The organism is Lentzea sp. CA-135723, from assembly GCF_050936595.1.
Classification (GTDB): Bacteria; Actinomycetota; Actinomycetes; order Mycobacteriales; family Pseudonocardiaceae; genus Lentzea.
This window is the reverse complement of record NZ_JBNJMK010000001.1, coordinates 4,917,839-4,929,969: the sequence shown is the minus strand read 5'-3', so window position 1 is coordinate 4,929,969 and position 12,131 is coordinate 4,917,839. Positions and strand designations below refer to the sequence as shown.

Genomic DNA, 12,131 nt, shown 5'->3' with positions numbered 1-12,131 from the left:
AGCGCCTGAACGTCAGCGGCCGCCTCGGGCCATGTGCAGGACGTCCAGGGCCGCGTCCAGCTGCTCCTCGGTGAGCTTTCCCGGCACGTGGCCGCGTTCCAGCACCACCTCGCGGATCGTCTTGCGCTCCTTCAGCGACTGCTTGGCGATCGACGCCGCCTCCTCGTAGCCGATGTAGCGGTTCAGCGGCGTGACGATGGACGGCGACGACTCGGCGTACTCGCGCATCTGGTCGGCCGAGGGTTCGGTGCCGAGCAGGACCTTGTCGGCGAGCAGGCGGGACACCGCGGCGAGCAGGCGGGACGACTCCAGCACGTTGCGGGCGATGACCGGCAGCATCACGTTGAGCTGGAAGTTGCCCTGCGAGCCGGCGAACGCGACGGCGGCGTCGTTGCCGATGACCTGGGCCACGACCATCATCGTGGCTTCGGAGATCACCGGGTTGACCTTGCCCGGCATGATCGAGCTGCCCGGCTGGAGGTCCGGCAGGGCGAGCTCGCCGAGGCCGGTGCGGGGGCCGGAACCCAGCCAGCGGAGGTCGTTGGCGATCTTGAACAACGCCACGGCGGTGGCGCGGAGCTGGCCCGAGATCTCGACGACGCCGTCCTGGGTGGCCTGCGCCTCGAAGTGGTCGCGGGCCTCGGCCAGCGGGAGGTCGGTGGCGGCGGCCAGTTCCGCGGAGACCAGGGCGCCGAACTCCGCGGGGGCGTTCAGGCCGGAGCCGACGGCGGTGCCGCCGATCGGGAGTTCCGCGAGGCGCGGGACGGACGACGAGAGGCGCTCGACGGAGTAGCGGACCTGCGACGCCCAGGCGCCCGCCTCCTGGCCCAGCGTGATCGGCACCGCGTCCATGAGGTGCGTGCGGCCGGACTTGACCAGGTCGGACCACTCGGCGGCCCGTGACTCCAGCACGCCGAGGAGGTGCTGGAGCGACGGGATCACGTCGGTGACCACGGCCTCGGTGGCGGCCACGCGCAGGGTCGTCGGGAACGTGTCGTTGGACGACTGCGAGGCGTTGACGTGGTCGTTCGGGTGCACGTCGCGGCCCAGCGCGCGGGTGGCCAGGGTGGCGATGACCTCGTTCGCGTTCATGTTCGAGGACGTGCCGGAACCCGTCTGGAAGACGTCGACCGGGAAGTGGTCGTCCCACTTGCCCGCGGCGACCTCGTCGGCGGCGGTGGCGATGGCGGACGCGAGGTCCTCGTCCAGAACGCCGAGGCGGGCGTTGGCACGGGCGGCCGCGGCCTTGAGCAGACCGAGCGCGCGGATCTGGGCGCGTTCCAGGCCTCGACCGGAAATCGGGAAGTTCTCGACCGCGCGTTGGGTTTGGGCGCGCCACAATGCGTCGACCGGCACGCGGACCTCACCCATCGTGTCGTGCTCGACGCGGTACTCCTGTTCAGACATACCTCCGAGTCTCTATGGTCGATCACAGCACTGCCACCCACCACTGGCAGAAGGGCACCACTCATGGAGCGTGACGTCGACCTCCTCATCGTGGGAGCGGGTCCGACTGGGTTGTTCGCCGCTTATTACGCAGGCTTCCGGGAGATGGACGTCGCCGTCGTGGACGCCCTGCCCGAACCGGGCGGTCAGGTGACCGCGATGTATCCGGAGAAGATGATTTTCGACGTGGCGGGGTTCCCCGCCGTCCGGGGACGCGACCTCGTCAACGGCCTGGTGGAACAGGCCGGTCAGTTCAAGCCGACCTACCTGCTCGGCCGCCAGGCGCGCACCTGTGAGTCCATTGAGGACGGTCTGCGGATCGGTCTCGCGGACGGGTCCTCGATCATCACGAAGGCCGTGCTGATCACGGCCGGGATGGGCGAGTTCAACCCGCGGCCGCTGCCCGCGGGCGACGGCTGGCTGGGGCGCGGCATGGTGCACTTCGTGCCGGTGCTCGCCGAGCACGCGGACCAGCACGTGGTGATCGTCGGTGGTGGCGACTCGGCGTTCGACTGGGCGCTGGCGCTGCACCCGATCGCGGCGAGCGTGAAGATCGTCCACCGCAGGGCCAACTTCCGCGCGCACGCCGCCACCGTCCGGCAGGTGCGCGAGCTCGGGGTCGAGATCATCACCGACGCCGAGGTGCTCGCGCTGCGCGGCGAACCACTGTCCGAAGTGGACATCAAGGTCAAGGGTGGTGACGCGCGGACGTTGCCCGCGCAGACCGTCGTCGCCGCCCTCGGGTTCACCGCCGACCTCGGTCCGATCGAGTCGTGGGGGCTGGAGCTCGACCACCGCGCGGTGCTCGTCGACTCGACCATGAAGACCAGGCTGGACCGGGTCTACGCGGCAGGCGACGTGGCGCAGTACCCCGGCAAGGTCAAGCTGATCGCGACCGGGTTCGGGGAGGCGGCGACAGCGGTCAACAACATCGCGGTGGCGCTGAACCCGTCCGCACACCTCTTCCCGGGGCACTCCAGCGACGGCACCTGACGCCGGCGGCCGGGGACCGGTCAGGTCCCCGGCAGCGGGGCCGGATCGTGTTTGGCCAGGTGCTGGAAGATGATCGACGTGCGGAAGCCGACGATCTCCTTGCGGTGACTCAGCCGGTCGACCAGGAAGGCGTGCAGGCGGTCGTTGTCCTGGGCGCTCACGTGGATCACGAAGTCCTCGTTGCCCGCCATCACGAACACCGCGGTCACCTCGGGCAGACCGGCGGCGAACGCCTTGAAGGCCTCGATCACCGCTCTGCTCAGCGGACGGACCTGGACCGACACCAGCGCCTGCACGCCCCGGTTCAGCGCGGACGGGGCGATTTCGGCGTGGTAGCCGCGGATCACGCCTCGTTCGCGCAGCAGGCGGGTGCGTTCCAGGCACGTCGAGGGCGCCACCCCCACCTTGCGGGCGATGTCCCGGTTCGACTGCCGGGCATCGCGCTGGAGTTCCCGCACGATCGCCGAATCAAGTTCATCCATGTCACTCCCTGGCCTGCCTCGGGCGAACGAAGTTCGGCAACGACCCATCTCCTTCGGCGATCACCCTAACTTCGTGCTCGCAGCTTGAGCGAAGTTCGGGAGGAACGCAGATGTGGGAGCACGAACGGCTCGTCGTCCGCACCGGGCCGCGATCGGGGATGACCACGATGGTCGCCCTGCACTCGACGGTCGCGGGACCGGCGGTCGGGGGGTGCCGGATGAAGCCGTACGCGCACGTCGCCGATGCCGTCGCGGACGTGCTGAGGTTGTCCAGAGCCATGACGTCGAAGTGTGCGGCGGCCGGGGTTCCGCACGGCGGGGCCAAGAGCGTGATCGTGGTCGACCGCGAGCTCACGCCGGAGCGGCGACGGGCCGTGTTGCTGGACCACGCCGAGCTGATCGCGGAGTTCGGCGGCACCTACCGCGCCGCGCCCGATGTCGGGACCGGGCCGGACGACATGGCGGTGCTGAACGAGATCACGCCGTTCGTCTACTGCCTTCCCGAGGCGCACGGTGGCACGGGGTCGTCGAGCGGTCCCACGGCGAGAGGCGTGCTGGCGGCGTTGCGGGCGGGCGCGCGGCACGCGTTCGGGACGGCCGACCTCGCCGGGAGGAAGGTCGTGATCAGCGGGTTCGGGTCGGTGGGGGAGCTCGTCGCCAGAGGACTCGAGGGTGCGGACGTCGTGGTGTCCGATGTGGACGCGAGCAGGCGCACCGGGGAGTTCGGGTGGGTGGAGCCGGAAGAGGCGTACACGACCACGGCCGACGTGCTCGTGCCTGCCGCGGTGGGCGGGGTGTTGAGCCCCGAGGTGGTGCGGAACCTCGACGTGAAGCTGGTCGTGGGGCCTGCCAACAACCAGTTGACCGAAGACGGGGTGGCCGGGCTGCTGGCCGCGCGGGGGATCGTGTGGGTGCCTGACCACGTGGCGAGTGCGGGTGGGGTGGTCTACACGCTGGCCCGGGAGGACGACGGGGTGGACCACGAGACCGCGTTGCGGAGGGTCGACGGGATCGAGGCGGCGGTCGGGCGGCTGTTGCGTCAGCGGGAAGACAGCGAACTTCAGTAGCCTGACCAGGTAGCACAATTCCTGGGGGGCTTGTGATTCACGTGTACTGGGCCGATGTGGTCCCGGGCATGCCGTGGTGGGCGGGTCCCGTCGCGCGTGCCCGGCGCACCGTGTACTGGCAGCCGTTGTCCGACCTGGTGGAACGCCGGGTCAACGCCGCCGTCGGCACGTCGCGCTGGGGTTCGGACGTGCTCGTCGAGCTGACGGTGCCGGAGCTGGTCGTGCCCGACATCGCGGTGCTGCCGGGGTTCGCGGTCGCGCAGCTCGCGTTGCCGGAGGCGCTCAACCGCTCGCGGGACGTCGAACTGGTCGTGGCCGCGCTGGAGGACGGCGTGCACGTGACCGTCGAACGGGTCGCACGCCGCCTCGGCAGGCCGTACGAGCGCACCCGCGCCGAGCCGGGGAACCTGGAGCACCCGTTGCGGCTGAGCACGCTCGCCGGGCGGTTCGGCGGGACCATCGGCCTGGTCAGGCAGGACGTCGGGGAGCTCGACGCCGACGAGGTGCCCTGGGAGGGGTACGAGGGCTGGCGGGTCGTGCGCGCCAGGGACGAACCGGCAGGCCGGCCCGTGTCCGATGTGGACTTCAGCGCGGTGGACGTGCCGGTGCTGCTGGACGACCTGTCCGCGGACCCGGCGACCGCGCTGGTCGTGGTCGGCAAGGAACTCGAACGGCTCACGGGCTGGTTGCCGAACGGTATCGCCTCGCGCGTCTCGGTGCTGGGACGCGATGATGGGTGCTGGTGGGCGGCGATCGGCTGAGGAGACGTGCATGACCCGGTGGAAGCTGGTCGCGGTGCTGGCCGCGGTGACCGCGCTCGGGGGTTGCTCCTCCGCGCAGTCCTGGGCGGTGAAGCTCACGCCGACCGGGCTGCCGCAGTTCGTCGACGCCGGCTGTGACCAGTCCGCGGTGGCGGACATGCGGGTCGAGGCGGCTGGCAAGGAGATCTGGCGGCTCGAGTTCGCGCAGCCCGTGCGGATCCGCGAGGTGACGGTCGGCCAGAAGCCGGAGGGCGCGCAGGAGAAGGTCGCCTGGCAGCCGCCGAAGGGCGACCAGACGCTCGTGCTGTCGGTGCGGCGCAACGAGGAGACCTCGACCGCCGAGTTCACGCTGGACGGCCTGAAGGGCGGCAAGGTCGGGTTCGACGGCGACTACCTCTCGGCGGACGAGTTCGCCGAGCAGCGGCAGGCGTGCTGACAGGCCCGGTCGCGAACGGCCGGGCCTGGCAACGGGAGAAACCTACGGAAGCACCTGCACCTGCTCGCCGATCATCAGGTTGTCGTAGAAGACAGCCGACGCGTCCATCGGCATCCTGATGCAGCCGTGCGACTGGATCGCCGTGTCACCCTGGTGGAACGCGATGCCGGTCGTGGTGAAGTACACCGCGTTCGGCATCGGGCCGTTGTAGGGGACACTCCAGTCGTTCTTCACCTTGCGCAGTACGGAGAAAGTGCCCACCGGGGTCTCGTACCCCGGCTTGCCGTGGCTGATGGTCACCGGCCCGTAGCTCACGTTGCCGTTGAAGACCAGCCACGCCTGGTTGGAATGCTTTTCCAGGCACGCTCCGTTGTAGACGGTGCATCCCGCCTGAGCCTGTGCGGGAACAGCGAAGCCGAGGATCAGGAGCACCGTCGCGATCAGAACTCGCATCTCTCATCACCCCTCGGTAGTGGGATAACCACGATGGGGTGATCTCAATCATCGATTTATGGAAGTACCTGGACGCGCTCGCCGGGGAAGAGGTTGTCGTAGAAGACCGCGGAGTCGTTCCAGGAGAGCCGGACGCAACCGTGCGACTGGGAGTTCAGGTCGCCCTGGTGGAACGCGATGCCGTCGGTGGTGAAGTAGACCGAGTTGGGCATCGGGCCGTTGTAGGGGACGCTCCAGTCGTTCTTCACCTTGCGCAGCACCGGGAAGTTGCCCACGGGCGTGCCGAAACCGGGCTTGCCGTGGCTGATCCGCACCGGGCCGTAGCTCGTCACGCCGTTGGTGACGAGCCAGGCGAGGTTCGAGTGCTTCTGCACGCACGCTCCGTTGTAGACGGTGCAGCCGGAAGCGTGTGCGGGGGCGGCGAAACTAAGCAGGAACAAGGCCGCTACGGCCAGGGCTCTCATGGTTGGTGATCATGAGACCACCTGCACGGTCTCGCCAATCGAGAGGTTGGTGAAGTAGTACTGCGCCGCCTGCGGGTCGAGGTGGATGCAGCCGTGCGACGGCACGTCCAGCTCGCCCTCGTGGAACGCGATGCCGCTCTCGGTGAAGTACGTCGACCACGGCATCGGCGCGTTGTACGGCCGGCTCCACTCGTCCTTCACCTTGCGCAGCACCGGGAAGTTGCCGAGCGGCGTCTCGAAGCCCTTGCGGCCGTGCGTGATCGGCTTCGGCCCGTAGACGATCTTGTCACCCCGGACGATCCAGGTCTGGTTCGTCGACAGCTGGATGCAGGCACCATCGCTGATCGTGCAAGGCGTGGGCTTCACGACGGGCGGAGGAGGAGGCGGAGGGGGAGGGGTCTCCGAGGTTGTGGACGGCGCGGCAGAGGGAGCTGACGAGACCGACGAAGGCGGGGCTGACGTCGGTGTTTCGGCCTGCACGTTGCTCTGCGCGCACCCCGCGAGCGACAACAACGCGACCGCTGCGACCACCATCCGCATGGCCCACCCCCTGGTTGTTCCATCCCTTGCCGAAGTAGACGACGGGAGGATCACCCAGGTTGCAACGCGGAGGCCCGCCTCCCATAACGGTTGGGAGACGGGCCTCGTGGAACGCGGTTACCTGCTTACAGGCCGCCGACGTTCGTGTTGATCCACGAGCGGTAGTACGCCACGTCGACGTAGATCGACGGAGCCTGGGCGCAGTTCGCGCCACCGCCGGAGCGGCTGGTCGCGCCGATGAGCTCCCAGCGGCCGCCGACCGACTTCACCTGCGGGCCACCCGAGTCGCCGTAGCAGGCGCCCTTGTTGCCACCGGTGTTGTTGGTGCAGATCTCCGACACGGCGCTGATGCCGGAGCACCGGCTGTCAGCGACGATCGAGGTGTTGAGCTCCTGCAGGGTCACCGGGGCACCACACGCGCCGCGGACCGGGCAGGTCTGGCCCCAGCCGATGATGCGGGTGGCCGTGCCGACCGCGCCCGACGAGGTCGGGATGGTGATCGGCGCCTGGCTGACCGAGGTGTTGAGCTGCACGACCGCGAGGTCCGCGGACGGGTGCAGGATGATCCGCGACGCGCCGGTCGTGGTGCCGCCGCTGGTGCGGTTCGTCGTGCCGATCCGGGTGCGGATCGAGGCAGCCGAAGAGCCCTGGACGCAGTGCTTCGCCGTCACGACCCAGTTGGCCTTGACCAGCGAGGCGCCGCAGAAGTGGCTGCCGGAGGTGCTCTGCAGGGAGACCATGAACGGGTAGACCTGCGAGGCGTTGGTGCCACCGACGATCATCGGCGAGACCTCGCCGTCGGCGGTGGGAGCCGGTGCCGCGGCCGCAGCCGTGACCGTGGCGAGCAGGGCGCCCGCGGCCACGACGATTGCGGAGAACAACGAACGTGCCCTCATCGTTGAGTTTCCTTTCCTGAACCCGGCGCAGGGTTGCCGGGGTCAGGAGGGAAGTTATGGACGAAGGTCACACCGTCACTAGGGTCACTCGTCTGGTCACCGAGCGTTCACAGTTCACAGTGAATGGGACGATTACGGCAAAGGTTGCTGAACGTCCTCGGGCAGGTCGAAGTCGACCGAGGCGTATTCGCGCAGCTTGTGCAGGCTGTGGAAGCCGTCGATCATGCGGACCGTGCCCGACTTCGAGCGCATGACGATCGACTGGGTCGTGCAGCCACCCGCGCGGTAGTGCACGCCGCGCAGGAGGTCGCCATCGGTCACGCCGGTCGCGCAGAAGAAGACGTTGTCACCGGAGACAAGATCGTTCGTGGTGAGCACGCGGGACAGGTCGTGGCCCGCGCCGATCGCCTTCTCGCGCTCCTCGTCGTCCTTGGGCCACAACCGGCCCTGAATGGCGCCACCGACGCACTTGAGGGCCGCGGCGGCGATGATGCCCTCGGGAGTGCCGCCGATGCCCACGAGCATGTCCACGCCCGACGTGGGGCGCGCGGCGGCGATCGCACCGGCCACGTCGCCGTCGGAGATGAAGTGGATGCGCGCGCCCGCGGCCCGGACCTCCTGCACGATCTGCTCGTGGCGGGGCCGGTCCAGGATGCACACGTTCACGTCGGAGACGTCGCTGTGCTTGGCCTTCGCGACGCGCCGGATGTTCTCGGCGAGCGGCGCGGTGATGTCGATGACGTCGGCCGCCTCCGGGCCCACGGCGAGCTTCTCCATGTAGAACACGGCGGACGGGTCGAACATCGCGCCGCGCTCCGCGACCGCGAGCACCGCCAGCGCGTTCGGCATTCCCTTGGCCATCAACGTGGTCCCGTCGATCGGGTCGACCGCGACGTCGCAGTCGGGACCCTCGCCGTTGCCCACTTCCTCACCGTTGAACAGCATGGGCGCCTCGTCCTTCTCGCCCTCGCCGATCACCACCACACCGCGCATCGAGACGGTGTGGATGAGCTTGCGCATCGCGTCGACGGCCGCGCCGTCGCCGCCGTTCTTGTCGCCGCGTCCCACCCACCGGCCCGCGGCCATCGCCGCCGCCTCGGTGACGCGCACGAGCTCCAATGCCAGGTTCCGGTCGGGGGCTTCGCGACGTCGTTCCGCGGGGGTGTTCACCATTGCGCGCCTCCATGCGATTACTCAGCGTGCCGGATTTTGTGATCGGCAGCTGAATCCTTGCACGGGATCACGCGTCCGAAACGTCCTCCTCGACCACAGCGAGAGCTGCATCGATTCGCTCGCGCGCACCGGCGAGATGCTGCTCACAAGTCTTGGCGAGCGCTTCACCGCGTTCCCACAACGCGAGGGAGTCCTCCAGCGACAGACCGCCGGCTTCGAGCTTGCGGACCACCTCGACCAACTCGTCGCGGGCGGCTTCGTAACCCAGTGTTTCCGAACTCACGCGGACTGGCTCCTCAGACGGCTCAGCACGGTCGCGACGGCCAGGTCGTAGCCGACCAGCGCCTCCGCGAACTCCTCGCCGTCACCCTCTCGCACCGCCTCGTCGATGAGCGCCTCGGCCTCCGCGACGCGCCGGTACTGCACGGTGCCCGCGGTGGCCTCGCTCAGGTCGTGCAACGTCAGGATCAGCGTGCGGCGGCTCGGGGTGTCGCAGTCGCCCACCATCGCCGTCCAGCACTCCGACGCGGCCCGGTTCGCCGCCTCCGCCTTCGTGCGCAGGCCAGAGCCGCAGGAACCCGCCGCCTCCAGGGTGAGGGGCAGGAACACGGCATCACGCATCATCGGTACCTCCCCCTTCCACGGTGGTGACGGTCGCCTGCACTGCTCCGTCAACGACGCGCACCCGCAGCTGTGTTCCGCTCGGCGCGTCCGCCACGGAGCGCAACACGCCATCAGGGCCGTCAGGTGTGACGAGTTGCACAACGGCATATCCGCGGGCCAGCGTGGCGGCTGGTCCGAGGGTCGTCAAGCGGGCTTTGGTCCCGGAGAGGTGGACGTCCTCCCGATCGAGTCGTTGCGTCACGGCCCTGCGACCCTGGTCGCGAAAGCGCTTCACCTCTTCGGAACGGCGGTCCAGCGGGCCGTGCGGGTCCGAAAGCACTGGTCGGGACCTCAGCGAGTCGAGCAGCCTGCGTTCCCGATCGACCCAGCCGTGCAGCGCGCGCCGGCCGCGATCGCGCATCTGGCGAACGCGTTCACTCTCTTCAGCGACATCCGGAACCACCCGTTTGCCAGCGTCGGTCGGCGTCGAACATCGCACGTCAGCGACGTGGTCGAGCAGCGGTGTGTCCGGTTCGTGGCCGATCGCGGACAGCACCGGCGTGCGGCACTGGGCGACCGCGCGGCACAGCGCCTCGTCGGAGAACGGCAGCAGGTCCTCCACGCTGCCGCCGCCGCGGGCGATGATGATCACGTCGCACTCGCTGTCGCGTTCCAGAGTGGACAGCGCGGTCATCACCTGCGTCACCGCGGTCGGGCCCTGCACGGCGACGTTGATGACGCGGAAGTGCGCGCCAGGCCAACGGTTCCGGGCGTTCGTGAGCACGTCTCGTTCGGCCGCGGACGCCCTGCCGGTGATGAGTCCGATCTTGGCCGGCAGGAACGGGGGACGGCGCTTGCGGCGCGGGTCGAACAGGCCCTCGGCGTGCAGCAGCTTGCGCAGCCGTTCGATGCGCGCGAGCAGCTCGCCGATGCCGACCGCGCGGATCTCGTCCGCCCGCAACGACAGCGTGCCCCGGTTCGGGTAGAAGCTGATCTTGCCGTGCACGATGACGCGGCTGCCCTCGGTGAGCTGCAGCTCGCGCACCAGCGACGAGTTGGCGGTGATCGACATGGACATGTCGACGCTCGCGTCGCGCAGCGTCAGGAACGCCGTGGAGCTGCGCGCGTTGAGCTGCGTGACCTGGCCCTCGACCCAGACGTCGCCGAGCCTGTTGATCCAGTCGAGCAGCTTGCGGGCGACCGTCCGCACCGGCCAGGGGTTCTCCGGCGTGGATTTCGCTTCGGTCACGACTGCGTTTTCACCGTCGCGATCCGGCGGTTGAGCATCCCCACGAACTCAGGCCGTGACTCGTGCGCCTTCTCGTAGCGCAGGAGCTCTTCGAGCTGTTCGACGTCGAGGTTGCGCAACCGCGCGCGCAGCTGTGCGATCGACAGCTCCTCGTAGGTCGGCAGGAACTCGGGCGCCTCGGCGACGATGGCGCGTTCCTCTTCCTCCCACGGGTCGTCGGACGCGTCGTCGGCCGGAGTTTCCTGAGAAGTCGTGACGGGCGTCTCGTCCTCGTCGAACGTCGCCCACTCCGGTTCTTCCTCGGCGGGCCTCAGTCCGGAGAGGACGTCGTCGCCCTTGATGGCGAGTTCGGTCACATGCTGCTGCACGCGCATGGACAGCTGCATCGCCTCGCTGACCACCGTCAACGGGAGTCCGGCGAGCTGCTGGGGCAGCCTGCGGGCCTGTTCGAGGGCGGTCACCGCGAGGCCGGCGGCGACGCGAACACCCAAAGGCAGTGGCTTCATGGCGCTAAGCCTGCCGCAACTGCACGTCGAATGCCTAGGAAGCGGGCTGGGTACCCTGGAGCCATGCCCAAGCGAGTCCTGTTGGCGAAGCCGCGTGGTTACTGCGCGGGCGTTGATCGTGCCGTCGAGACGGTCGAGCTCGCCCTCGAGAAGTACGGCGCACCTGTCTACGTGCGCAAGGAGATCGTCCACAACAAGTACGTCGTGGAGACGTTGTCCGACCGCGGCGCCATCTTCGTCAACGAGACCGACGAGGTTCCTGAAGGCGCGCTCGTCGTGTTCTCAGCGCACGGCGTGTCGCCCGCGGTGCACGCGGAGGCGGAGCAGCGCTCGTTGCGCACGATCGACGCCACCTGCCCGTTGGTGACGAAGGTCCACAAGGAAGCGGTGCGCTTCGCCAAGGAGGACTACGACATCCTCCTGATCGGCCACGAGGGGCACGAGGAGGTCGAGGGCACCGCCGGTGAGGCGCCGGACCACGTCCAGCTCGTCGACACCGCCGAGGACGCCGCGACCGTCCAGGTGCGTGACCCCAACAAGGTCATCTGGCTGTCCCAGACCACGCTGTCCGTCGACGAGACGATGGTGCGCGTGCGGCAGCTCAAGGACCGCTTCCCCGAGCTGCAGGACCCGCCGTCCGACGACATCTGCTACGCCACCTCGAACCGCCAGACCGCGGTGAAGACGATGGCGCCGTCGTGCGACCTGGTGCTCGTCGTGGGCTCCAAGAACTCCTCGAACTCGGTCCGGCTGGTCGAGGTCGCGCTGCAGCACGGCGCCAAGGCCTCGTACCTGATCGACTACGCCAAGGAGGTCGACCCGGCGTGGCTCGAAGGCGTCGAGACCGTCGGCGTCACGTCGGGCGCGTCCGTGCCGGACCTGCTGGTGATGGACCTGCTGAAGTTCCTGGAGACGCACGGCTTCGGCGAGGTCGAGGAGATCACCACGGCGAACGAGCGCATCACGTTCTCGTTGCCGCGCGAGCTCCGCAAGGACCTCGTCCGCTAGTCGGGGCGTTTCAGCGGCCAGGCGGACATCGCGTCCCGTCTGGCCGCTTCGTCG

General features: G+C 68.9%; 16 protein-coding genes. 5 read left to right on the top strand and 11 right to left on the bottom strand.

Going from position 1 to position 12,131, the window contains the following annotated elements:
* Positions 1 to 12 precede the first annotated feature (12 nt).
* Complete coding sequence (locus tag ACQEU1_RS22280; RefSeq protein WP_433204866.1) at positions 13 to 1,407, bottom strand: class II fumarate hydratase; 1,395 nt, start codon at positions 1,405 to 1,407, stop codon at positions 13 to 15.
* 63 nt (positions 1,408 to 1,470) lie between these two features.
* Here ACQEU1_RS22280 and ACQEU1_RS22275 point away from each other — a divergent pair, with 63 nt between their 5' ends.
* Positions 1,471 to 2,439, top strand: a complete 969-nt coding sequence (locus tag ACQEU1_RS22275; RefSeq protein ID WP_433204863.1) for an NAD(P)/FAD-dependent oxidoreductase — start codon at positions 1,471 to 1,473, stop codon at positions 2,437 to 2,439.
* A gap of 20 nt (positions 2,440 to 2,459) precedes the next feature.
* On the opposite strand, the gene ACQEU1_RS22270 is transcribed toward ACQEU1_RS22275, so the two are convergent.
* Entirely contained in the window at positions 2,460 to 2,921 is a 462-nt protein-coding gene (locus ACQEU1_RS22270; protein WP_433204860.1) for an Lrp/AsnC family transcriptional regulator, read from the bottom strand.
* A gap of 110 nt (positions 2,922 to 3,031) precedes the next feature.
* On the opposite strand from ACQEU1_RS22270, the gene ACQEU1_RS22265 reads away from it, so the two are divergent.
* The 3 genes from ACQEU1_RS22265 to ACQEU1_RS22255 all read left to right on the top strand — a co-directional run bounded on the left by ACQEU1_RS22265 (position 3,032) and on the right by ACQEU1_RS22255 (position 5,185).
* Positions 3,032 to 3,988, top strand: coding sequence for a Glu/Leu/Phe/Val dehydrogenase dimerization domain-containing protein (locus ACQEU1_RS22265; protein WP_433204857.1), 957 nt, complete (start codon positions 3,032 to 3,034; stop codon positions 3,986 to 3,988).
* Positions 3,989 to 4,056: 68 nt separating this feature from the next.
* Positions 4,057 to 4,749, top strand: a complete 693-nt coding sequence (locus tag ACQEU1_RS22260) for a hypothetical protein (protein WP_433204854.1) — start codon at positions 4,057 to 4,059, stop codon at positions 4,747 to 4,749.
* 10 nt (positions 4,750 to 4,759) lie between these two features.
* On the top strand, positions 4,760 to 5,185 hold the full coding sequence (locus ACQEU1_RS22255) for a hypothetical protein (protein ID WP_433204851.1): 426 nt from the start codon (positions 4,760 to 4,762) through the stop codon (positions 5,183 to 5,185).
* Positions 5,186 to 5,227: 42 nt separating this feature from the next.
* Here the strand turns inward: ACQEU1_RS22255 and ACQEU1_RS22250 are convergent, their stop codons facing one another.
* The 9 genes from ACQEU1_RS22250 to ACQEU1_RS22210 all read right to left on the bottom strand — a co-directional run bounded on the left by ACQEU1_RS22250 (position 5,228) and on the right by ACQEU1_RS22210 (position 11,069).
* Positions 5,228 to 5,638 carry a L,D-transpeptidase gene (locus ACQEU1_RS22250; protein WP_433204848.1) on the bottom strand — a complete coding sequence of 137 codons (411 nt, stop codon included), beginning with the start codon at positions 5,636 to 5,638 and terminating at the stop codon, positions 5,228 to 5,230.
* 56 nt (positions 5,639 to 5,694) lie between these two features.
* A complete protein-coding gene (locus ACQEU1_RS22245; protein WP_433204845.1) occupies positions 5,695 to 6,102 on the bottom strand; it encodes a L,D-transpeptidase in 408 nt (135 codons plus the stop codon).
* Between the two features lie 9 nt (positions 6,103 to 6,111).
* Positions 6,112 to 6,468: a L,D-transpeptidase gene (locus tag ACQEU1_RS22240; RefSeq protein ID WP_382440346.1), complete on the bottom strand. Its 357-nt coding sequence runs from the start codon at positions 6,466 to 6,468 to the stop codon at positions 6,112 to 6,114.
* Positions 6,469 to 6,767: 299 nt separating this feature from the next.
* On the bottom strand, positions 6,768 to 7,538 hold the full coding sequence (locus ACQEU1_RS22235; RefSeq protein ID WP_382440345.1) for a S1 family peptidase: 771 nt from the start codon (positions 7,536 to 7,538) through the stop codon (positions 6,768 to 6,770).
* 132 nt (positions 7,539 to 7,670) lie between these two features.
* Complete coding sequence (glpX, locus tag ACQEU1_RS22230) at positions 7,671 to 8,711, bottom strand: class II fructose-bisphosphatase (RefSeq protein ID WP_433204840.1); 1,041 nt, start codon at positions 8,709 to 8,711, stop codon at positions 7,671 to 7,673.
* A 67-nt stretch (positions 8,712 to 8,778) separates the two neighbouring features.
* Entirely contained in the window at positions 8,779 to 8,994 is a 216-nt protein-coding gene (locus tag ACQEU1_RS22225) for an exodeoxyribonuclease VII small subunit (RefSeq protein WP_090099824.1), read from the bottom strand.
* A complete protein-coding gene (locus ACQEU1_RS22220; RefSeq protein ID WP_433204836.1) occupies positions 8,991 to 9,335 on the bottom strand; it encodes a sugar ABC transporter substrate-binding protein in 345 nt (114 codons plus the stop codon). The genes ACQEU1_RS22225 and ACQEU1_RS22220 overlap by 4 nt, the downstream gene beginning before the upstream one ends.
* The gene (gene xseA, locus ACQEU1_RS22215; RefSeq protein ID WP_433204833.1) at positions 9,325 to 10,563 is read right to left on the bottom strand and encodes an exodeoxyribonuclease VII large subunit; all 1,239 of its coding nucleotides are present in this window, start codon (positions 10,561 to 10,563) and stop codon (positions 9,325 to 9,327) included. The genes ACQEU1_RS22220 and xseA overlap by 11 nt, the downstream gene beginning before the upstream one ends.
* Complete coding sequence (locus ACQEU1_RS22210; protein WP_433204830.1) at positions 10,560 to 11,069, bottom strand: lipid droplet-associated protein; 510 nt, start codon at positions 11,067 to 11,069, stop codon at positions 10,560 to 10,562. Before ACQEU1_RS22210 ends, xseA begins: the two co-directional genes overlap by 4 nt.
* 30 nt (positions 11,070 to 11,099) lie before the next feature.
* On the opposite strand from ACQEU1_RS22210, the gene ACQEU1_RS22205 reads away from it, so the two are divergent.
* The gene (locus tag ACQEU1_RS22205) at positions 11,100 to 12,077 is read left to right on the top strand and encodes a 4-hydroxy-3-methylbut-2-enyl diphosphate reductase (RefSeq protein WP_433204827.1); all 978 of its coding nucleotides are present in this window, start codon (positions 11,100 to 11,102) and stop codon (positions 12,075 to 12,077) included.
* The last annotated feature ends 54 nt before the right edge of the window (positions 12,078 to 12,131 follow it).